This is a genomic window from Lactobacillus sp. LL6 (assembly GCF_007570935.1).
Lineage (GTDB): Bacteria > Bacillota > Bacilli > Lactobacillales > Lactobacillaceae > Lactobacillus.
Genome location: NZ_VLLR01000001.1, coordinates 17,050 through 39,314 on the forward strand (window position 1 = coordinate 17,050; position 22,265 = coordinate 39,314).

The 22,265-nt window shown below is 32.0% G+C and carries 24 protein-coding genes and 2 tRNA genes; 17 read left to right on the plus strand and 9 right to left on the minus strand.

Features of this window, described 5'->3' with window-relative positions; translation table 11 throughout:
- Nucleotides 1-70: 70 nt before the first annotated feature.
- Nucleotides 71-778, minus strand: a complete 708-nt coding sequence (locus FOD82_RS00085) for an MgtC/SapB family protein (RefSeq protein ID WP_144354493.1) — start codon at nt 776-778, stop codon at nt 71-73.
- Between the two features lie 159 nt (nt 779-937).
- On the opposite strand from FOD82_RS00085, the gene FOD82_RS00090 reads away from it, so the two are divergent.
- Nucleotides 938-1,010, plus strand: a tRNA-Thr gene (locus FOD82_RS00090).
- Between the two features lie 378 nt (nt 1,011-1,388).
- Here FOD82_RS00090 and FOD82_RS00095 read toward each other — a convergent pair.
- A complete protein-coding gene (locus FOD82_RS00095; protein WP_144354494.1) occupies nt 1,389-2,282 on the minus strand; it encodes a LysR family transcriptional regulator in 894 nt (297 codons plus the stop codon).
- Between the two features lie 118 nt (nt 2,283-2,400).
- Between FOD82_RS00095 and FOD82_RS00100 the strand changes: the two genes are divergently transcribed.
- From FOD82_RS00100 to FOD82_RS00150, 10 genes are all read left to right on the plus strand, one after another.
- Nucleotides 2,401-3,483: an NAD(P)/FAD-dependent oxidoreductase gene (locus FOD82_RS00100; RefSeq protein ID WP_144355992.1), complete on the plus strand. Its 1,083-nt coding sequence runs from the start codon at nt 2,401-2,403 to the stop codon at nt 3,481-3,483.
- Nucleotides 3,484-3,501: 18 nt separating this feature from the next.
- The gene (locus FOD82_RS00105) at nt 3,502-3,870 is read left to right on the plus strand and encodes a hypothetical protein (RefSeq protein ID WP_144354495.1); all 369 of its coding nucleotides are present in this window, start codon (nt 3,502-3,504) and stop codon (nt 3,868-3,870) included.
- Between the two features lie 12 nt (nt 3,871-3,882).
- A complete protein-coding gene (locus FOD82_RS00110; protein WP_144354496.1) occupies nt 3,883-4,725 on the plus strand; it encodes an aldo/keto reductase in 843 nt (280 codons plus the stop codon).
- Entirely contained in the window at nt 4,725-5,072 is a 348-nt protein-coding gene (locus tag FOD82_RS00115) for a cyclophilin-like fold protein (protein WP_144354497.1), read from the plus strand. The genes FOD82_RS00110 and FOD82_RS00115 overlap by 1 nt, the downstream gene beginning before the upstream one ends.
- A gap of 10 nt (nt 5,073-5,082) precedes the next feature.
- On the plus strand, nt 5,083-5,805 hold the full coding sequence (locus tag FOD82_RS00120; RefSeq protein WP_144354498.1) for an SDR family NAD(P)-dependent oxidoreductase: 723 nt from the start codon (nt 5,083-5,085) through the stop codon (nt 5,803-5,805).
- A 1,005-nt stretch (nt 5,806-6,810) separates the two neighbouring features.
- Nucleotides 6,811-7,620 carry a helix-turn-helix transcriptional regulator gene (locus FOD82_RS00130; RefSeq protein ID WP_144354500.1) on the plus strand — a complete coding sequence of 270 codons (810 nt, stop codon included), beginning with the start codon at nt 6,811-6,813 and terminating at the stop codon, nt 7,618-7,620.
- A 56-nt stretch (nt 7,621-7,676) separates the two neighbouring features.
- Nucleotides 7,677-7,985, plus strand: a complete 309-nt coding sequence (locus FOD82_RS00135) for an ATP-binding cassette domain-containing protein (protein ID WP_277950086.1) — start codon at nt 7,677-7,679, stop codon at nt 7,983-7,985.
- Between the two features lie 8 nt (nt 7,986-7,993).
- Nucleotides 7,994-8,869: an ABC transporter ATP-binding protein gene (locus FOD82_RS00140; protein WP_144354501.1), complete on the plus strand. Its 876-nt coding sequence runs from the start codon at nt 7,994-7,996 to the stop codon at nt 8,867-8,869.
- A complete protein-coding gene (locus FOD82_RS00145; RefSeq protein WP_144354502.1) occupies nt 8,870-9,592 on the plus strand; it encodes an ABC transporter permease in 723 nt (240 codons plus the stop codon). It abuts the gene before it with no gap.
- Nucleotides 9,593-9,876: 284 nt separating this feature from the next.
- Nucleotides 9,877-9,949, plus strand: a tRNA-Thr gene (locus FOD82_RS00150).
- Nucleotides 9,950-10,037: 88 nt separating this feature from the next.
- Here the strand turns inward: FOD82_RS00150 and FOD82_RS00155 are convergent.
- From FOD82_RS00155 to FOD82_RS00165, 3 genes are read right to left on the minus strand one after another with little or no spacing between them, the layout of a single operon-like run.
- On the minus strand, nt 10,038-10,757 hold the full coding sequence (locus FOD82_RS00155; protein ID WP_144354503.1) for an ABC transporter permease: 720 nt from the start codon (nt 10,755-10,757) through the stop codon (nt 10,038-10,040).
- A complete protein-coding gene (locus tag FOD82_RS00160; protein WP_144354504.1) occupies nt 10,754-11,488 on the minus strand; it encodes an ABC transporter permease in 735 nt (244 codons plus the stop codon). Before FOD82_RS00160 ends, FOD82_RS00155 begins: the two co-directional genes overlap by 4 nt.
- 5 nt (nt 11,489-11,493) lie before the next feature.
- On the minus strand, nt 11,494-12,264 hold the full coding sequence (locus FOD82_RS00165; RefSeq protein ID WP_144354505.1) for an ABC transporter ATP-binding protein: 771 nt from the start codon (nt 12,262-12,264) through the stop codon (nt 11,494-11,496).
- A 180-nt stretch (nt 12,265-12,444) separates the two neighbouring features.
- Here FOD82_RS00165 and FOD82_RS00170 point away from each other — a divergent pair, with 180 nt between their 5' ends.
- Nucleotides 12,445-13,467 carry an alpha-hydroxy-acid oxidizing protein gene (locus FOD82_RS00170; RefSeq protein ID WP_144354506.1) on the plus strand — a complete coding sequence of 341 codons (1,023 nt, stop codon included), beginning with the start codon at nt 12,445-12,447 and terminating at the stop codon, nt 13,465-13,467.
- A gap of 162 nt (nt 13,468-13,629) precedes the next feature.
- Complete coding sequence (locus FOD82_RS00175) at nt 13,630-14,265, plus strand: hypothetical protein (protein WP_144354507.1); 636 nt, start codon at nt 13,630-13,632, stop codon at nt 14,263-14,265.
- 268 nt (nt 14,266-14,533) lie between these two features.
- Here the strand turns inward: FOD82_RS00175 and FOD82_RS00180 are convergent, their stop codons facing one another.
- Nucleotides 14,534-15,862 (minus strand): amino acid permease, encoded by a 1,329-nt coding sequence (locus FOD82_RS00180; protein ID WP_144354508.1) that lies wholly within the window; start codon nt 15,860-15,862, stop codon nt 14,534-14,536.
- Nucleotides 15,863-16,132: 270 nt separating this feature from the next.
- Here FOD82_RS00180 and FOD82_RS00185 point away from each other — a divergent pair, with 270 nt between their 5' ends.
- Genes FOD82_RS00185 through FOD82_RS00195 form a run of 3 tightly spaced genes read left to right on the plus strand, consistent with a single transcriptional unit; the run spans nt 16,133 to nt 18,156 of the window.
- On the plus strand, nt 16,133-17,173 hold the full coding sequence (locus tag FOD82_RS00185; RefSeq protein ID WP_144354509.1) for an AI-2E family transporter: 1,041 nt from the start codon (nt 16,133-16,135) through the stop codon (nt 17,171-17,173).
- Complete coding sequence (locus FOD82_RS00190; protein ID WP_144354510.1) at nt 17,151-17,729, plus strand: SGNH/GDSL hydrolase family protein; 579 nt, start codon at nt 17,151-17,153, stop codon at nt 17,727-17,729. The genes FOD82_RS00185 and FOD82_RS00190 overlap by 23 nt, the downstream gene beginning before the upstream one ends.
- Nucleotides 17,716-18,156, plus strand: a complete 441-nt coding sequence (locus FOD82_RS00195) for a GNAT family N-acetyltransferase (protein ID WP_144354511.1) — start codon at nt 17,716-17,718, stop codon at nt 18,154-18,156. The genes FOD82_RS00190 and FOD82_RS00195 overlap by 14 nt, the downstream gene beginning before the upstream one ends.
- Before the next feature lie 30 nt (nt 18,157-18,186).
- Here FOD82_RS00195 and FOD82_RS00200 read toward each other — a convergent pair whose 3' ends face one another.
- The 3 genes from FOD82_RS00200 to FOD82_RS00210 all read right to left on the minus strand — a co-directional run bounded on the left by FOD82_RS00200 (nt 18,187) and on the right by FOD82_RS00210 (nt 20,273).
- Entirely contained in the window at nt 18,187-18,369 is a 183-nt protein-coding gene (locus FOD82_RS00200; protein WP_144354512.1) for a hypothetical protein, read from the minus strand.
- A 123-nt stretch (nt 18,370-18,492) separates the two neighbouring features.
- Nucleotides 18,493-18,846, minus strand: coding sequence for a hypothetical protein (locus FOD82_RS00205; protein WP_144354513.1), 354 nt, complete (start codon nt 18,844-18,846; stop codon nt 18,493-18,495).
- A 251-nt stretch (nt 18,847-19,097) separates the two neighbouring features.
- Nucleotides 19,098-20,273, minus strand: a complete 1,176-nt coding sequence (locus FOD82_RS00210; protein WP_144354514.1) for an AEC family transporter — start codon at nt 20,271-20,273, stop codon at nt 19,098-19,100.
- 239 nt (nt 20,274-20,512) lie between these two features.
- Here FOD82_RS00210 and oxc point away from each other — a divergent pair, with 239 nt between their 5' ends.
- Nucleotides 20,513-22,213 carry an oxalyl-CoA decarboxylase gene (gene oxc, locus FOD82_RS00215; protein ID WP_144354515.1) on the plus strand — a complete coding sequence of 567 codons (1,701 nt, stop codon included), beginning with the start codon at nt 20,513-20,515 and terminating at the stop codon, nt 22,211-22,213.
- Nucleotides 22,214-22,265: the final 52 nt, after the last annotated feature.

Consider the following 22,265-nt stretch of genomic DNA (forward strand, 5'->3'; position numbering starts at 1 on the left):
ACAGTCCTATTTTAACAATAATTTAGCTAAATAGAAGAAAAGAAAGCTTGCTCATATAGTTAATTAAAAATTATTGCCCTCCTCGGGTATAGCTAATGCGAGTAATATCAGGGTATTTTTTCAAAGCTAGAATAATATCATTTTCGTCTTTTTTATTATTGATAATTCCATCAACATTGAAGATGATTTTTTCCTCGCTGACGTCTAAGATTTTTACTGAAATATTTTCAACTTGATTATCTCGTAGTTCTTGTTCTATTTTTGATAAAACATTGTGTTGATTTAAGGCTTCTATTTGAATATCAAAGCGAACATGGACAATTATTTTATTAATTAGAGTATCATCATGGAATAAAATTTGAACGGCAAATAAGAATACTGTTGAAAGAATCCCGATAAAGTATAGTCCAGCACCAACCGCCATACCGATAGCAGCTGTTGCCCAAACACCTGCTGCAGTGGTAAGACCAGAGATTTGATCACGTCTAACTAAAATTGTACCTGCTCCAATAAATGAAATTCCGGTTACGATTTGAGCAGCGATTCTTGATGGATCAAGAGCAATTCCATGCATATTAAGTAAATCAGTGAAGCCGTATTTTGAAACAATCATAAAAAGCGCAGAAGCAATTGCGACAACGATGTGAGTTCTAACACCAGCACTTTTTCGCTGAATAGCACGCTCATATCCAATAATAGCCCCACAAAAAGCTGCTACAACAATTCTAAGTAACCAATCCCATTCAATTTGAATGGAAGCAAGATTTGCTAAATACACGAAAAAACCCCCTCCTGCAAAAATATCAATATCTAATTCTTATTCTACATTAACTAAAATTATTTAACGAAATAAAAAATAATTTTTTACAAAAAAGGCTTGCATAAAATTGAATTAAATGGTTTAATAAATGATGTCGTCAGTTGACGATGAGAAGTTGCTGACTTAGCTCAGTTGGCAGAGCACGTCACTAGTAATGATGAGGTCGGAGGTTCGAATCCTCTAGTCAGCATATTTTAACTTATGAAAGCTTGTTATAGTAGCGTTTAACGTTGTTATAACAAGCTTTTCTTTTGCACTTTTTGATAACCATTTAACACGTTTCTTAACACGCTTGTGGTTGACGGAAGCTTTTTAAATTCTTAGTTTGCTAGATTGCTTGGTATGACTAACTTAAGGTGTGATAAAAACGTGTTAAGCAAGAAAAGGTACTACACCTCGTGATTAGCGAAGCGTAGTACCTTTTTTAGCCTTGATTGTAATTAGTACCAGGCTTGTTTTTTATGAAGTGTGGTACTTGAGAAATACCTTAGTAATTATGACCGTAATTGCTCCTGTAATGCCCATAGTGACAGCCTACACTTAATTAGCAGAAGTCGTGTATAAAAAACTAATTTACAATATTATCATCCACATCTTTTATAAAGTTCTCAACATTTTTGGAAGAATGCAAAGAATAAACGATTCCCCATGGAACTGTGTAATGCCAGTTAACAGGTACAGTTTTTAATGAAGGATGTGCATTTAGCCACATGTCAACTGTCAAAATAAGTTTATTATCAGTGACCACGCGATTAAAAGTATCAATATCATACGGTGGCACTGTTTTGATTTTAATATCTGGATAATCCTTTTCCAGTTGATGGCGGACCACATCAATATATTGAGTACTGTTCGGTTCAACCATAAATAAGGTCGTGTTTTGCAAATCACTAAGTTCCAATTGTTTCTTATTGGCTAAATCTTTATTACGTGGTACAGCAATCCTTAGAGGAAGATCAGCCAATTTGAGACCTTGACAAGAATGGTTCCACATATCAGATGGAAAAATACCGGCAAAAATATCAATTTGGTTACCCAACATATTAACTGGGCTGTTTTGTGTATCTGTGGAATTAGAAATAGAAACTACTTGTAACTGCAACTGGGGATTTTGATTTAAAATTGGTAATAACTGATCAAAAAGTGGCTGACTAGGATAAAGTAATGAATTGCCAACTTTAATGGAATTATTGCTAGTGGTTTCTTGGCTTTTAGCTGATGCAATTGCCTGATTGGAAAGTGCAATAATTTGTTTTGCTGCCTTAAAAACCGTCTCGCCAGCAGGAGTCAATGTGATTCCTGTCGGCGTCCGGTTAAATAGTGTTATATCTAAATCTTCTTCTAACTTATTGATATGCTTAATAAAAGCAGCTGGTGATAAAAATAATTTTTTACTGGCTTTAGTGAAACTACCTTCTTCCACTGCCAGAATAAAATAGTTTAATTGAGAATTATACAACAACGAAAACACCTCTAATAGTATTAACCTTTTAGTTAATACTATTATACTATTTTGAGAATTCCACGGATCAATTTCTCCAGATATACTAAAACCGACAATTAAAATTGGAGGGATTTATATGAGTCAAGTAAAATCAGCAATTGTTGTTGGTGGTTCGCTTGCTGGAATGATGGCAGCTTTAGCTTTATCACAAAAAGGTATTTCATCAACTATTTTAGAGAGAGCACCAAAGCAAGACCGTCGTGGTGCGGTTTTATCTGTTCATGCCGGTGCTCGTGATCAATCGTCATTAGCGCACTTTTTAAGGGCTGTTGCGGCAGGAGATGGTCGTGGAATCGAGTCTTGGCGAATGATTCACCAACGTCTTCAACGTGCCGTAGAACAAGATCCAAATATTCAAATCAAATATGATGTTCGTGTTAAGAAAGTTTCTCAAAATGGGACATCTGCAACCGCAATTACAGATAATGAAAAATATACTGCAGATCTGTTAGTTGGTGCAGATGGTGGTCACAGTCAAGTGCGGAAGTACGTTAATCCCGAACAACCTACGGCAGAATTTGCTGGGTATCAACTATGGGTAGGGATTGTAGAAGAAGACCGTTTGCCAGAAAATTTGTGGTTAGATCAAAATACCCCAGACTTTATGCAATATGATGGCGAAAGAGGAGATTTTCTTTTTGCTTTAGTTACTCCTGGTATGGATGGCAGCACGCAACGAGGACATCGCCAGTTAGGAATTGCTTGGTATGATAATAGTCGCAATGAGTACCTATATCAGTCTGGTGCTGTGAAGAAAAATCAAGTAATTCACTCTTTAAATGGTGCTAGTTTTCCAAATGAATTAAAAAATGAATTGCGTAAGGAAGCTAAACATTGTTTTCCAGCTAGCTATGCTAAAGCAGTTGAAATTGCTTTGGAAAACAATTTTATGGTAGGCACCCCAATTAGTGAATATGTTGCCACCAAAATATCACGTGGTCCGATTACTTTGGTGGGGGATGCTGCACATGCTTTAACTCCAATGACAGCTAATGGGTTTAATACTTCGCTAGATGATGCAGCAATCTTAGCCGAACTTACCGATAAGTATGATAATGGTAGTGAAATTATGGTTGAGTTTGAAAATGAACGCTTGCCAATTATTCGCAGAGTAGTGCAAGCTGGCCAGTCATTTAGTCGTAGCTATGCTGGTAGATGATAGAAGGTGAAGATAATTATGAATGATATTAAATCAATTTTGCCGCAATTATTGAATCAATTAACAAAATTAAATCAATTGGGCGAAGAAGAGAATAATCCAGAATTGGTAAGACAGAGTAAGATTGCTAAAAATCAAATTCAAGAACAAATTCAATATTTTGATTTGCAAAGTGATATTCAAGATATTCAAGGTACTTTAGGTCAAACTTTAATTGCAACTATTAAAAACTTACGAGACTTAGAAAAACAATATTCTGCGATAGCAGCTAATGAGGAAATTAATAATTTTCTCCAAAATGATCGTCGCTTGTTTTGGAAATTTCAAGGCTACTTAAATTACTCTCCTGATGTTGATCCAGACGGAGAACAGCTATTTATCCCATAAGGAGGAAGAATAATGGAATACGTAACATTAAACAATGGTGTTAAAATGCCTAAATTAGGCTTTGGAGTTTATCAAGTTGAAGACCAAGATGAATGTGAACAAAGCGTCTTATCGGCATTAAATGCTGGTTATAGATTGTTAGATACTTCAGCAGCCTATTTCAATGAAGAAGCCGTTGGAAACGCAATTAAGAAAAGTAACGTTGCTCGTGAAGATTTATTTATTACTACCAAGTTATGGATTCAAGATGCTAGTTATGAAAGAGCAAAGAAAGCATTTGAAACTTCTTTGAAAAAATTGCAATTAGATTATCTTGATTTATATTTAATCCATCAACCATTTGGGGATTACTATGGTGCTTGGCATGCGATGGAAGAATTGTATAAAGAAGGAAAAATTAGAGCAATTGGAGTATCAAATTTTGGTAGTGATCGATTGGTTGATTTGATTTTAAATAATGAAGTTACACCAGCTATTAATCAAATCGAATACCATCCATACTTTCAACAAAAAGATGCTATAAAAGTTATGAAAGATGAAAATGTACAACCAGAGGCCTGGAGTCCATTAGGTCATGGTGGTCAAATTTTGAAAAATCCAATCTTGGCAGAAATTGCAGAGAAATATCATAAATCAATTGCTCAAGTGATTTTGCGTTGGGATCTACAAAGTAAGGTTGTTACAATTCCTAAGTCAGTTCATCAAGAAAGAATTGAAAGTAATTTTGATATTTTTGATTTTGAGTTGACCAAAGTTGAAATGGACATCATTTCTTCGTTAGATCGGAATGAATTCATTGCTGATCTGCATGATGTGGATTTAGTTAAACAATTAAATGAATTGAAGGTTCGCTAATGCAAAAGCTTATAATTGAAAGCAATAGTTATCAAATCAACTTATATCATAATCAAACTGCCCTTAGCCTTTTAAAGAAATTACCACTCCAAATTAATTATCAACCTTTTTCTAATATTGAAATTTATGGTCAGATTTCTAGCTTAAATTATGATGAAACAGCTACTAGTCGCTCTGCTATTGCAGGTCAATTGAAATATTGCTTGGAATATAATTCTTTAGTGCTAGTCTGTCAAAATCATCAGGATATTTTTGATGAAGTTGATTTAGGAACTGTTGAAATAAGTCTTAATGAATTACAGCATTTAGCACACACTAGTGGAAGTTTTGAGATAAAAAACGATTAGGATAAAAAAGATGAAGAAAGTTTTTATTACAGGTTCAACTACCGGTTTAGGATTTTTAGCGGGTAAAAAATTAATTGAAGATGGTAATGAAGTTTATCTTCATGCTAGAAACCATGCTAAAGCAGTTAAATTAAGCAAACAATTACCAGGTATTAAAGGGATTGCAATAGGTGATCTTAGTAAGCCTGATGAAGTTAAAAAAATTGCTGAACAAGTTAATTCATGGGGAAAATTTGATGCAATTATTCATAATGCCGGAGTATATACTAGTGACTCTAATTTAACTTATCGGGTTAATGTTGCAGCACCATATGTATTGACTTGTTTAATCCATAGACCACAGCGATTAATTTATGTTGCTTCAGGGATGCATATTGGAGCACAATTAGATATTGATCATATAGAAGATAGTCTTGATTATTCTGCTTCTAAACTAGCTGTAATGTTGTTAATGAAAAGGTTTGCACGTGCTTTTGATAATACTGCTGTAAATGCCGTTGACCCTGGTTGGGTGCCGACAAGAATGGGCGGCAGTGCAGCCAATGATGATCTAGAGGAAGGGTATTTAGGTCAAGTTTGGTTGAGTCAAAGTGATGATTCATTAACGCAAGAATCTGGAAATTGTTTTTATCATCGTCAACTTGAAAAATATGATCAACGAGTAGATGATAAAAAGCTTCAAGATGACTTATGTGAGAAATTGGCTGTGCTAACCAAAATTAAGCTTAAATAATGGCAGGACGAATAATGACTTCATAATTAGAATTTATAGTAAAGAACATCTAAGAGTAATTTGATTCTTGGGTGTTTTTTCGGTACTACGTCAAGACTTTTAATACTGGATATAGGTGTAATGGATCGTTGCTTGTCGATGTAACAATTTAATAAATGCTTTCGGTGCAATAAATAAGTTATCGGTGCAAAATTGGTTGATTTTGCACTGATAATAGGCAACTATGTTAATTATTTGAAATAAAATAAAAATAGCGACAACCGAAAGTAGTGTCATACTATAATTTAAATGCAACAAAGATGAAGAGTACTTAAGCACAGTGGTTTAGTCATCACAGCTCGAAAAGCTTTAAGTACTTTAACTGATTTAGGTCTCTTAGAACGTTTATGCTACATCTTCAACTTCGCCTAAAACCTATTACACTATAAAGAACAAAAACAGTAAGATATAGAGTTACGAATAGTAGTTTATAGTGTGGTATATCATAGATTGGCATCATGGATAAATCCTTGTTGTGATGCCATTTGAACAAAGTTTTTGACCAAAAATCAACACGAATCTTAACACGTTTTGATAAGAACCTAGTCATACCAATGCTTTGATTACTCTAAAAATGCGACTCTAGTCAGCATAAAGTAAGACTCAACCAGAAGGTTGGGTCTTTTTTGTTGTAATAAAGTAGTTTAAACTAAATATAAAAACATATACTTTAATATGTTTAGTTTGTTTATATAAAATTTTTTAGTATAAAATATTGACTATCTGTTCAACTTCTAAACGAAATAAATCGTTAATTTTTTCAAGGTTAAATAGAGCAGAAGCAATATTTTTGATAAAATCATTCATGACGGAATTCTCTTCTTTCTGTAGATGCTTTTGGTTTAAATCAATCGTACAGGAGGAGAAGTCCTTTTTTAATATCAAAATTAATTATCTAAAGTTAATAATATAAAATTTGTATTATTTTTATTGAGATAATCCAAATTTTAGGAAGAGAAAATGTATATGAAAATTAATGAAGCTTTGAAGGATTTGAGAACAGAATTAGGTTTAACACAAAAAGAAATGATTGAAAAAACAAATATTACTGTAACTCATTATTCTAAGATGGAAAAAGGACAGAATAGAATATTTGTTGAAGATTTAATTGAGATTCTAGATAGACGACATATTTCAATAAATTATTTTTTTGGTAAATATTTTAAAGATAACGAAAAAAATCTTAATATTTCAGAAAAATTAAATGAAGCATTTTATGAAAAAAATTTGGTTAAAGTTAAAAGAATAAAAGAACAAATTTTTGCCGATAGAACTTCTAGTAATGAATTAAAAGATAGGGCTATTTTAATTATTAATATATTAAGCCCTAATGAGGCTCCTCTGGCTATTGATAAGGCAATGAAAGATTTTTTTAAATATAAAAATTGGACACAAAATGATAATGCAATTACTATTTTAAGTAATTCAATAAGACAGAATAATTTATCTAGTATCAAATCATTAGTATTAAAATTGATAAAATCATATCCAAATTTAAGTGAATGTACTGTATCTAAACAAAGAAAATTGATTACAGTAGGAATTAATTATTTATATAATTCGAGAAAATCACATATTAACTTAAATAATGATGTAACTATTCAAATATTAAATTGGTTAAAAAGTATGTCAAATATTCCAGAATTAGGTATTCTAAAAGAATTATATATGTACTTTTTGGCATTATACACTGGTCATAATAAAATTGCTGAAAACATAAAAGAAGTATTAAAAATTACAGGATTTGAAAATATAAGTGAACAGTTACCCAACTAATCCCCAATGAGGGGATTTTTAAGTATTTTAAAAATAAATATTTTATATTATCAAAAATTGGACTAACTTCTTTTTCAAAAAATAAATTAAATGATATACAACTTGAAAAAGATGGAATTTCAATTTCTGGAGGACAGAAACAAAAAATAGAATTAGCCAGAGCGCTTTATTCAAATAAAACATTGATTTTAGCGGATGAAATTACAGCCAATTTAGATAAAAAAAATGCAGAAAAAATTAGAACATTGCTCTTTAATATGGATAATCCTGTTGTAGAAGTAGCTCATCATTTTAATATTAAAGATAAAAGATACACTAAAATTTTCATATTAAATAATAACGGCAATTTGGAAAGAGTAAAGTGAGTAATTTTATGGAAAAGACATTATTAAAGGTTTGTAATTTGAAAAAATATTATGGTAAAAAATTAATTTTAAATAATATTTCTTGTTCGATTAATCAAGGAGAGATAGTAGGATTAATAGGTCATAATGGAGTAGGAAAAACGACCCTTATGAAATGTATTTTAGGAACGACTAATTATGATTATGGAAGTCGTATTTTTGATAATAATAAAATTAAAAATAAAGAATGTTTGCAAAATACAGGAGCATTAATTGAACATCCGGGTATATATCCTTTTTTAACAGGAAAAGAAAATATTGAGTTGTTAAATAGTGTATATTCTACCCGAAAACTTACATATTTGCTAAATAAATTTCAAATGGAATCTTTTATTAATCAAAAAGTATCATCTTATTCTTTGGGAATGCAACAAAAATTAGGAATTATAGAGGCTTTTTTGTCAGGAAGTAAACTTGTAATTTTAGATGAACCTATCAATGCCCTAGATCCAATGTCCGTAAAAAAATTTAGAGAAGCCATTGAATATTTTAAAAATAAAGGAATTACATTTCTAATATCTACTCATATAATTGATGAAATTTCTAAAGTAGCAGATAAATTATGGATTCTAAATAAAAAGGAGTTAACAGAATTAAATAATAAAAGAAATACAATACATATCGTTACAGTAGATACATCTAATAATGCTAAGCTAAAACAAATTTTAAAGGTCAAAAATATAAAATATCACAATAAAGAAGATAAAGTGGTGATTAAGTGTAATTCATCGTTTGAAGTAGGAGAATGGATTACAACTATAGTAAAAAATAAACTTAATATTGATTATTTGGATATAAATAAGAATGATTTAGAAGATGAAGTATTGAAGATTATGGAGAGATAAATGGACAAACTTATAAAAATTGAACTTAAAAAAATTTTTAAAAGAACGCAAACTCAATTAATACTTATTTTATTATTATTTTTATATGTGTTTATGATAATAATTACAAAATTATTTCACATTTTTAATGTGAACTTTGTAATAGAAAATAGTTTTTCTACACTTCAGTTTTTTCCATTAGCTCTAATAATTTTTACAACATCGAGTGTAGCTATAGAATATCAAACTGGCGCAATAAAAAATTTAGTATGTACTATTCAGAAAAGATATAAAATAGTTATTTCTAAATTTATAGCTTTAGTGATTACTAGTTTTTTTATGTATGTAAGCATTTTAGTTTTGAATTTTTTAACTGCGAAATTTATTTTTTTAGCTCCTAATAAGATAATTAGGTATTCTTGTTTATGGACAATCGGTTCTAGTATTGAAAGTATATACTTGATAAGTTTTTCGTTAGTTTTAGCCTTTATTTTTTATAATCAAGCAATTTCTGTTTCACTCAGTGTTCTTACTTATTTTTTAGCTAATTTAATAGACGGGAGTATATTCTCAATGATAAAACACTTTGAAATAATAAAATATAATCCCATTAATCTGTTTAATTTTAAAATGGAATTAGTAGATTCTTCGTTTATTAAACAAACTCATTTAAGTATGAGTGATTTTTTATATTTATTTATAATTTATATTTGTGTAAATATAATTTTTAGCATATTTTTTTAAATATAAAAGATCTTTAAAATGTCTTCTGTATTCTTTTATATTGGGACTAGAAGAGCTACATACTTTTTCTTTTTATTTGTTAAAAGAAATGGATAAGGCTTCATCGGATTTGCCATTCTTCTAATTAAATGGTCAGCTTATCTTGAATTTTATTTAAAGTAAAAAATCGCATATAAAGTAAGACTCAACCAGAAGGTTGGGTCTTTTTTGTTGTAAAATTAATGAATTTTTTATTCAAAAAGGCTTGCTTTTTTTAGCATATTTGGTAAGATATTAATTGTATTGCTGACTTAGCTCAGTTGGCAGAGCACGTCACTAGTAATGATGAGGTCGGAGGTTCGAATCCTCTAGTCAGCATGAAGCAAGACCCAACCGGAAGGTTGGGTCTTTTTTGTTGTTATAACAAAACCCAAATTGTATCAAATATGACACAATTTTGGCTATTTTAATTTCTACTATAATTTCTCTGAATGATTTTAGTTGCAAATATGCAAACAATCCACCATAGTAATAATTTCCCGATAATAATTAATAAATCGTAATTTAGAATATCCTTATCTAATATCCAGTCTAAGATATTGCTAATAGGGAAAAGTGTAGCAAAAATCTTCAACCAAGTAGGATATTGGGCTACTGGAATAATTACTCCCGATAACAAAACTAAAGATGCACTAATGAAGTTGGTAAGCCAATATGGATTTTCTTTTTTAATACCTAAGATGCTGCCGAAATATCCGAGTAAAGCCAAAGTTATAACGACTAAAGGCAGGCTCAGAATTAATTTTCCAAGTAAGTGAATCTCTTTAAGAGCAAATAATCCAATTATTCCTAAGACTAAAATTTCGCAACTTGCCGTAACGCCAGCAATAATGAACTTCGGCAGCCAATATCTTCTAAAAGAAGGTCTGATGGAAAAGACTTCATCAGTCATTGCGATGTTTTGATCATAGACACTTGAAGCAGATATAACGCCGATTCCTGTTGCAATGGCAGTTGTAATAATCGTTCCAAGCAAAATACGACTATAATCTTGAGTTGAATTAAATGCAATCAGCAAAAACATTACCAGGGAAATAATAGGCATTAAAAAATAGTCTACTAGGATAGTTTGAAAACTATCAAAATTTGCAACTGAACGCAAAGTTACACGATAAGTTGAACTCAAAATACATTCAGCCTCCCTTCTTTGAATGCTCGCTGAACGACATAATTAGTTAGGGCTTTTCCTAAAATAAAGAGCAGTCCTAATATTAAAATATAAGAAATAATCCAGTTCGTTGAAATTGTTTGATGGTAAATAATCCTAATTGGCAAGCTGAGTGGGCTTAATAATTGAAATGGCTGAATTACTTTTTCAAAAGCAGCCGGAATTGTTAGCATTCCTGATAATAATAAAATTGGTAAAAGAACTAATTCTTCATATTGCATGGCATTCTTAGTTAATAAGAAGAATAAGCTAATTAAGTAGCTTAGAATTACGGATGCAAGCCAAAATAATAGAACTCCAATTATTAATTGTAAATCTAAGTACTTCAATGGCATTCCTAAAACCAAGGCTTCAATTCCAGCTAAGGGAAAAGCAATAAGTCCATAAATTGCAGCAGGGGATAGTGTAGCAATTAGAACTTCTTCTCGTGAAATTCCTGTGTTCAATAAATACATCAACGTTCCTTGAAATCTCTGATAGCCTAATGCTCCCGCACTAGTTGTACAAGAAGCCCAAGTTCCCATGATTCCCGCGATTAGCCATTCACTTCCTGTGTAATCTTTAGTAACGTAATGGGCTAAATATTCGTATAAAAGCATCATTGTTGTTTCAACTAAAACTAAATTTATAAAATAAGAATTTTTGACGTAGAGTTTTAATTGAAAAAGTGTCAGTTTTAAAAATCTCATACTTGTTACTTTCGCTTTAATTCATCACTGATTGCCAAATAAGCATCAGCTAGACTAGCATTATTATCAACTTTGGCAAATTGCTTTACTCCCTCAAGACTTCCTTCATAGTGAATTTTTCCTCCACCAATTAAGAAGATTTTGTCAGCTAAAGTCTCAATGTCATTCATGTTGTGGCTAGTGAGAATAATTCCGCAGCCGCTGTCAGCTAGTTTTTTAACTAAATCACGAATTGCAATAACTGATTCAATATCAAGACCAACAGTTGGCTCATCAAGCATTAATATTTGTGGCTTGTTCACTAGACCTCTAGCAATGTGAAGCCGCTGGAGCATTCCTTTAGAATAGGTGCTGGCGTTTTTGTCAGCGACATCAAGTAAGTTAACTGTTTCTAAAGCTTCTGAAACGTTATGTTTAATGTCTTTTTCTTTAACATCAAGTAATCTTGCAAAAAACTCTAAATTATCACGAGCAGATGCATTATTATAAAACCCTCTGTCTCCCCCAAAGACTACGCCTAAATTTTGACGTGCTTTTTTAGGATGATGAAGTAAGTTAATTCCCATAATTTCAACAGTGCCAGACGTTGGCACAAGATAATTTGAAATAGATTTAAGCAAGGTCGTTTTTCCAGCGCCATTAGGTCCAACAAAGGACACAACTTCTCCTTGATGAACAGAAAAAGAAATATCTTCTATGGCATGAAAGCTTTCTTTAGTTTTTTCATCAGTATAATAGCGCGAAATATTATTTGCTTTGAGTACGGTGTTTTGCATGGCGATAGTGTGAAAACTCCTTAATGTGATTATTTTTTAATATTTTTATTATAAAATATTAAAAAAGCAAGTCAATGCTAATTTTAAATTAATTAAAATAACAATGATATGCAAAAAGATAACTATAGAAAACTTAGAATGCTAAAATAATTCTAAAAACATACCAAAGGAGATATTAATATGAACCAAAATAATGATGCTGTAACTGGCGCTTCAAAAAAAGAATTAAATGAATTAAAAAAGGCAGAATCAAAAGAAATTAAGAGTCCTTGGCCAGGTCCTAAAGGCATGATTCCAGTAACTAGTGGTCAGGCAGACGATGCCAACGTTCACAATCGGGCATATTTAGATAACTTGCTGGTTGAAATGCGTGTTATTGACAGTATTGAACCAGATTTAACTACTACACTTTTTGGTAAAAAATATTCTTCACCATTAACTTTAGCAGCACTATCTCACCTTAATAAGGTATTAGATGATAAGACACGCAAGCCAATGCAAGAAAAGGCTGCCGCAGCTAAGAACATGAATCTTCTTAATTGGATTGGTATGGAGACCAATGAAGAATACAAGGAGATTGTTCAAGCAGGTGCAGATACTGTCAGAATTATTAAGCCATTTGCTGACCATAGTAAGATTTTAGAAGAAATCAAGGTCGCTGAAGAGACTGGTGCAGTGGCTGTTGGAATTGATATTGATCATGTCCCGGGAAATAATGGTAAGTATGATGTAGTTGACGGTATTCCTTTAGGACCAATTACACAAGAAGATTTAAGTAGTTATGTAGCAAGTACCAAGTTGCCCTTTGTTGCAAAAGGTGTCTTGTCAGTGCGTGATGCAGTAAAAGCAAGAGATGCAGGTTGCAAGGCAATTGTTGTATCACACCATCATGGTCGCCTTCCTTTTGGTGTTCCGCCACTAGAAGTTTTACCTGCAATTAAAGAAGCTTTGGCAGATAGCGATATGACCATTTTTGTAGATGGTTCATTAATGTCAGGTTATGATGCTTATAAAGCCTTAGCAATGGGAGCAGATAGTGTGCTTATTGGTCGCGGAATTTTACCAGAATTGCTTGATGGTGGAACTAAAGCTGTAGAAGAAAAGCTAGAAAAAATGAATCAGCAACTTTCTGAACTAATGATGTATACTGGCGTTAGAAATATGAATACTTTTGATGAGAGTGTAATTCACAATAATAATTAACAAATTTATATATTGTGCTAGGATGTAAATGAAGATATTTATGAAATTATTAATGAAAAGAAGTGTAGATTGCTGAAAGTAATTGTAATGAATTGCTAGTAGTTAAAAACTATTTTTAGAGTGGTTTAATTTTAGTTGATGATTAGTTTTTAGGAGATAAAAATGAGACTGAAAAAAATATTCAGTGGGTTAGTATTGGTAATATCAGCATTAGGAATCATTAGTTTCCATACAAATAAAGTTGAAGCTAAAACTTCAGATAGTGAACCTACAGTTACTGTAACTAAAACGAAACTAAATAAAGAAGGGTACATTTTAAGGATTTTAAATAAACATATTAATAATAAAATCTATGTTGGTAAAAAGTCCTACAATAAAGCTTTAAAAACGGCAGTACCTTTCAAAGGAAAGACAATTAGTCCTAAAAAAGTTCAAAAGATAAAATTTAGAATTGAAAAAACAACCATTCCACCTAAAGGTGCAGTTTCCTACACTCCAATGTATTTAGTTGCTTCTAAAAATAAAAAATATTCTGCATGGCTAACACAGGCAAGTTTGCAATATTATTATCTTAATGATAAATCAATGCATAATGTAACTAAGTTCTTAAAGAAAATAGTTAATAGAAATAATACTAAGCTTTCTGCTGCTGATAAAAAAGATTTAAGATCTGCAATCACTCAAGCTAAAAAGCTGAAAGGCAGTCAGCGCAAATTTGTTTTGAAATCTCTTAATCAAATAAAGAAATCTGACACTATTGAAAATCAAGGTGAAAGTATATTATTATTTGGTTTTTAATCAATGTTAATTAAAAAGATGATATCTTAAACAGATACCATCTTTTTCTTTACCATTTCGTAACCTTTTTAACTAAAAATCTTCACATTTAATGCTTATTATATAGATAATCTAATTAAGTTGAATCCCCCAGAAAGGAAGTTGATAATAGTTAAGTTAAATTTTAGCCTTTCAAAATTAACACTTATTTTCCTCAATTGAAAACAAAATACAATTTTCTCATACATAGAAAAAACGACTCTCTAAAACTTGAGGGTCGTTTTTTGTATTATTTAAGACGTTTTCCGTCTAGCTTTTTAACTAAGTAAAGAACAGGAAGTCCTACAATAACAATTCCAATAAAGAGAATTACGCCAGCTGGGTCATTTATTAATTCACTAACTAAAACAAAAATTCCACCAGCAATTGCAATTATTGGAACAAATGGATAAAGAGGAGTTGAAAAAGGGCGCTTAGTATTTTTCTTTCTTAAAATAAAAATTCCAAAAAATGCTAGAACATAGAAGCAATAAATTGTAAATACACAAAGGTCGGATAAACGATCTGGATCAAAAAATAGCATCATGATAGTAGCTAATACAACAATAAAAAGTGTAGCAGTGATTGGAGATTTTCCTTTTGGCGTTACATATGAAAGAAAACGTGAAAATGGTAAATCTCCCCGCTTAGCCATTGCATAAATAATACGTGGGAAAGTGATGATTTTTCCATTTAATGTACCCATCATTGAAACAATAATTCCAATAGAAAGTAGTTTTCCGCCGATATGACCAAAAGCCTTAGTAGCTAAGTAAGAAGTAGCATTTTCTCCAAGTGCATGAAGAGTAGCTGCAGGAATAAAACGTAAAATTCCAATGGTAATTAAGGTATAAATAATTAAAACGGTGCTAATACCAACAATGATGGCTTTAGGTAAAAGTTTTTGAGGATTTTTCATTTCACCACCAAGGTTAGCAATTAAAATCCAACCATCATACCCAAATAAAGTGGCTAGTACTGCAACACCAAAGCCACCAGTTGAACGATTAACTTCAGAGAGTGTTTGACCAAAGGCATCTTGGTGTCCCCAAATAATTCCAAAGATAATGATAGCGGCAATTGGAATCATCTTTCCAATAGTAGTAATAACTGAAAAAGCAGCTCCGACTTTATTTTCAAAAAAGTTTAGTCCACCAATAAATAAAATTGTAATTAATGCAAGAGGCACTCGCCATTTAGCATCTAGTCCAAAAAGATTAGTCATCATAATACTCATAAAACCAGCAACTGATGCAATAATAGCAGGTCCATAGATAATAACTTGCATCCATCCCGCTAAAAATCCGGGAAGACGACCATAAAGGTTTTCAATATAAACATAAAGTCCACCAGTATATGGCATTTGAGCACCGATTTCAGCAATTGTTAATCCAGCAGCTAGTGTAATTAATCCACCAAATACCCATGCGACAATTGCCATGGTAGAAGAGCCAGCATTATCTAAAATAGAAGCTTGTTTGAAAAAAATTCCTGAACCTATAATGGTTCCAATAACTATTGAAATAGCACTTCCAAAGCCTAAAGTACGTTTTAAGTCATTGTTTTGCTGCTTATCCATAAAAAACCTCCTAAAAAAAGCCGAACCCACAAAATCTGTTGATTAAGTGAATTCGGCTTAAGCGTGTATTATTTTTGCATACCAAAATCACTCAAGTTAACTAGAACTTGAGGAGGAACTTGATGAAAATTGCATGGTATGTAAAATAAACATAACTGTCTCCTTGTAAAATTATTTTTAATTAGAATATCATTAATTAATTTTTCGTGCAAGAAAAAATTATTACACTTATAATGTTATGTAAGTATTTCCTAGGAAATGAGGTTTTTTATGGATACAGCTTGGCAAAGATTTAAGAAAAACGTACCGTTTCGACGTTTTGTAGTGCTATTTTTGATTATTGCGGTTCTTTATGAAATGCGCGCAATGATGAATACGATTTTGCTCACTTTTATTTTTACTTATATTGTTGTGCATTTGATTCGATTAGTACAAAAGCATTTTCCAAAAGCACCGTCAAAATTAATAGTAATAATTACATATTTAATAATATTGATTTTACTTTATTTTGTAATTACGATTTATATTCCAATGCTTGCTAGTCAAATTAGCAAAATAGCGCAATCTGTTGTGACTTTTTATCAAAGTAATAAAATGGATGGCGTTATGGATTATGTTAATCGTTATGTTAATAAAACTGAACTTGTCTCACAAGCTAAAAATGTCGGTACAATCATGGTTCATGCAGTTACTAGTATTGGTACTCTAACTGTGGCAACCTTTATGTCATTAATTTTGAGCTTCTTTTATACTATTGAATTAAAGCAAATGAATGAATTTTCACGTTTATTTACAGAAAGTGGATATTTTAAGTGGTTATTTGAGGATATTAGATATTTTGGTAAAAAATTTGTTAATACCTTTGGAGTTGTTTTAGAAGCGCAATTTTTTATTGCAATTTGTAATACCATTTTAACTATGATTTGTTTAGCGGTTATGCGAATGCCACAAATAATTGCCTTGGGATTAATGGTATTTATCTTAAGTTTAATTCCAGTAGCTGGTGTAATTATTTCACTAATTCCATTAAGTATCATTGCTTATTCAGTTGGTGGAATTCGCTATGTGATTTATATTTTTGTGATTATTATGATTATTCATGCCTTAGAAGCCTATGTTTTAAATCCTAAATTTATGGCAAGTAAAACAGAACTTCCGATTTTTTATACATTTTTAGTTTTGTTGGTTGCAGAGCACTTCTGGGGAACCTGGGGATTAATTGTTGGTGTTCCTATTTTTACATTTTTATTAGATGTAATGGACATTAAGCAAACTAAGAAGGAAAAATATGAAGATTCTTCTAACCGGTGATAGCATAATTGCACGTCATGAAGGGTTAAATGAACCCCGAATTAATTATGAATTAAAGAGAAGATTAGGAAATATTGAATTAGTTAATACAGCTGTTTCTGGGATAAATTCTGGAGCCTTTTTTGCAAGACTTAGTGAATCAGTGTTAAAAGCACCAACTTGTGATAAAATCGTGATTTTACTAGGAACTAATGACTTAGCTACGCATAAACAAGTTCCAATAAAACAATTTAAAAGAAATATGGAGCTAATTGCTTCGGGTATTATTTGTTTATATTGGCCCAAAAATGTAATTCTAGTATCTCCGCCGGCAGTTGATGAAAATAAGCAAAGAGTTAGGAATAATTTTTTGGTTAAACAATATGCAAAAGTTGTAGAAGAAGTTGCTCAGGAATATAAATTTAATTATCTTGATTTAGCTCAAGAAATGATTAAGCATGGTAATTTAGAAAATCTTTGTCATGGTATAAAAAACGACGGACTTCATTTTGGTAAAGAAGGGTATAAGTTGTTGGCTGAGTTGATTATGAAGGGTATAGACAATGTGGAAAATTAAAACTTTTAATGAATTAAATACTCATGAACTCTATAAAATATTAGCTCTTAGACAAGAGGTCTTTACGATTGAACAAAAGCGCTTGTATCAAGATTTAGATAAGAATGATTTTGATGCAATTCATGTTTTTAATTACGAAAATAATGAAGTGATTGCATATGCTAGAGTATTTTTAGAAGATAATGATGTTGTTACTTTTGGTCGTGTAGTGATAAAAAAATCGCATAGAGGTAAAGGACTGGGTAATCCTTTAATGGATAAAATCATGCAGGCGATTCGAGATTATTTTCCTGAAAAAGAAATTGAAATTGAAGCTCAAGTACCTGTTAAGGGTTATTATGAAAAGTATAATTTTAGGACAATAGGTAAAGAATTCATACTTGCTGGGAGTCCCCACATTAAAATGATTCATGAAAAAATAAATTAAAAACGGACACTTGAACGGTCCGTTTTTTCCTTAACTAATTATCGCGAATAATAATCCACCAACAAATAAGATTGCGATAAGTGGAATTACTAAATATGCAAAAAATACGAATGTTAATCCGATAGCAACAAGTGCAATCAGAATTTTAATAAATCCAATTCCTAATTTGAACAAGAACCAAATTAGGAATAATGCTAATAATAGTGAAAGCATTTTTTATACCTCCGAAATTGAAAATTATTATACACCAAAATTATTAAGAAATAACAAAAATCAGACATTCTCATAGAATGCCTGATTTCTTTTTATAGATCGAAAAGTATTTAATTTTGTAAATTAATCCTTTACAACATCCTTAGTGCTAAGCCATTGACTCTTGTTAATCTTAACGATCTTCTTACCATGAACTTTCTTAACATCTTTTGCAGTGTAAGTTGAACCCATCTTTACAGTCTTTGAAGTCTTCTTAGCATCCTTGTTGTAAACTGCTACTGTTTGCTTCTTAGTGTCCTTGATAGTAACAAAGATCTTTTCACCTTTTTGAATGCTTGGGTTAGTTGGCATCTCTTGTGCAATACCTAGCTTTGGAGCTTCGAAACTAGCAGCTTGAGCAGTAGAAGCAACACCCATAAGACTCATACCAACAACAACACTAGAAACAACTTTTACAAAACCTTTAACGTTCATCATTTTAAATACCTTCGATTCTATTAACTCTTCATTTCCTCTTGACAATTCTATTATATAACATTAGTTATTAAATGCAAGTATTTTTTATAAAAAGTTTTAAGAGACGAAGTCTTACTCCTGCAAGGGATAAGGGGTTAAAAGTGCCAAAAAACAATAACAAAAAATAAAAATAATTTTGTTATTAATAACGTTTTTTAACAAAAAATTGCATGGAGCAATTTCCATGCAATAGTTATTATTAGTTGTTATTTTTAGTGAAGCATTCCATGTAATACTGGCAAGAACCAAATCCAGAAAATACAACTGGCTGCAAAGACTACAGTAGAAATGGCAACAGAACTAGCACCTTCTTTGACATAAATGTTATAACGACTAGAAATAATAATTCCAGAAAATGCAGGTGGTAAACCAGTAGCCAAGCAAAGCATTGAAATTTTCATTGGATCACTACCCATTCCGCAGATATAAGCAGCAGCTACAATTACGGCTGGAGTGAAGAATAAACGATAGAAAGTATTCCAAATACCTTCTTTATCAATTGTGAATTTAACTGTTGATAGTGCAAGACCAGCAGCTAAAACTGCAACTCCGGCATTTGCTTTAGCAATTAAATCGAAAGTTGGTGCCCATGAATTTGGAATGTGAATTCCAATTAAAACAAAGATAACTGCAAGAAGAGGAGCCGCTGCAACTGGTTGTTTAACCGCATTTAAAATAGCTCTCAAAGTAGGATTCATCTTTTTAGCTTTATTATTTTCGCCAGCATGATCATGCATTTCAGCTCGAACTAAGTCAATTTCACGATCAAGTCCTTTTTCGCCGAGTGCTTTTGCTTCTTCATCTGTAACAGGCACGCCGTCAGGAATATCGCGTGAAATAGCTTTTTCTCCGGGTTTTCTTCCGGGAATTGTGACAGTGGTAGTTTTAGTGGATGTATTTTTAGCTACTTCATGACGTGTTTTTTCTTGTCCTTTTTCAACTAATGCAAGTCCAATTGGAATAGTAATAGCATTAACTACAATAGAAACTATTCCTATAACTAGGTTGGTGGTGGTATTGTTACCATAGATTGGGTCAAGTACCGCAAATCCTAAAAATCCAATAGTAGGTGAACCAGCAATCAACGCACAAACAGCAGCTTCTTGAGTATTACGGTGGAACATTTTTCTATCAAGAAAATAGCTTAGCATGAACAATCCTGTTACACCAAATACAGAAATTAAAGTTAAGACTATATCTTGTGCAAACATTGAGCGTGTAGCCTTTACAATAGAGATAAACAACGCAGCAGGAAGGGCAATATTTAGAACTAATTTATTTAACCCTTGCCTTTGGTCATTATCAAAGAAACGAAATTTACCGCACAGATATCCTAAAATCATAATGACAAGGATTGGAACGATGTCATTGATAAGTATGCTAGTCATAATTATCTCCTTATCAAACAATACAGTTCCTTAGACTTAATAAGTATTGAAATAATGCCATTAAGCTTATAGAGCTAATATAAAATAAACCTATTCATGCTAACCATAGTCTCATTTATAAGGGAATACAAATAAAATGAATTACAAGTGCAAAGGCTTGAAAAGCATTTTTAAAAAGATTACAGTAGCGTTGAAGTAGTGGCTATATTTTATCGTGTATTATTGAAAGAAGGATTATTATGGCCGATGAAACCAAATTTTCAGGGGCAGATTTACTTATTGATGCTTTGCAAGCAAATGGTTTGCACAATATCTATGGTGTTGTAGGTATTCCTGTAACTGACTTTGCAAGACTAGCTCAAATTAAGGGAATGAAATATTACGGCTTTAGACGTGAAGACTCCGCTGTTGATGCTGCAGCTGCAGCTGGTTTTTTAACTGGAAAGCCTGGCTTGGCATTGACAGTTTCTGCGCCAGGGTTTTTAAATGGGATTGCCGCATTAGCTCAAGCAACTGAAAACTGTTTTCCATTAATTATGATTTCAGGTTCTTCTGATCGTCACATTATTGATTTAAATAGGGGCGATTATGAAGGTATGGATCAATACAACATTGCAAAACCATTTTGTAAGGCTGCTTACCGAGTTGACCGCGCACAAGATATGGGATTAGCTGTAGCTCGTGCAATTAGAACTGCAGTAAGTGGTCGTCCCGGCGGTGTATATTTGGACTTGCCGGCTGCAACTATTACTGATATGGCGACAAAAGAAGAAACCGGAATTTATAAATTAGTTGACCCAGCTCCAAAACAATTACCTTCTGATGAAGCAATCAATCGTGCTGTTAAACTTTTGAAGAACGCTAAGCGTCCTTTGATTTTACTTGGAAAAGGTGCCGCATATGCTAGAAGTGAAGATGAGATTAAGGAATTAGTTGAAGAAACTGGTATTCCATTTTTACCAATGTCTATGGCTAAGGGATTGCTTCCTGATACTCATAAATCTTCTGCAGTTGCTGCAAGATCACTTTCACTTAATAATGCAGATGTAGTCTTATTAGTTGGGGCAAGACTTAACTGGATGCTTTCAAATGGGGAATCACCATTATTTGCAGAAGATGTAAAGTTCATTCAAGTAGATATTGATGCTACTGAATTTGATTCAAACCGTAAAATCTCAGCTCCGCTTCAAGGAGATATTAAGTCAGTATTAGAAAAATTAGTTCCGGCTGTTAAAAAAGCTGGTGTTCAAGCTCCACAAGATTGGCTTGATAGAATTGAACAAGATGTTGAGAAAAATGATGCCAAATTCTCAGCTAGAATTGAAGCATCCTTTACTGCTCCGAAATTTGGTTATTATGGAACAATCGAGCCGATTAATCAATTATTCCAAAAACACCCAGATACATACTTAGTAAGTGAAGGGGCAAATACTTTGGATATCGGTCGTGACCTTATTAATATGAACTTACCACGCCATAGAATTGATACTGGTACTTGGGGCGTGATGGGAATTGGCTTAGGCTATGCGATTGCTGCAGCTGTTGAAACTGGAAAGCATGTAATTGCACTTGATGGTGATAGTGCTTTTGGTTTTGATGGAATGGAAATGAGTACAATTTGTCGTTATAATTTGCCAATTACTGTTGTAGTTGTTAATAATGGCGGAATCTACAATGGAATTGACCAAGTGGTTCCAGATCAGCCAGGTCCAACGCAATTGAATGATAATGCTCATTATGAGTATCTTTCTAAGGCTTTTGGTGGAAATAGTTACTTTGTAACTAATCACGATGAAATGATTAAAGCATTAAATGAAGCTTATGAAAGTGGCAAACCAAGCCTTATTAATGCACAAATTGCTCCTACAATGGGGAAAGAATCTGGTCATATTGGTAATTTGAATCCAAAACTTGATTTAAATCCAAAAGATAATTTGTAACTAAAAATGAAATTTAAGGTAAAAAAAGAAGCATTTCATGTCGAAATGCTTC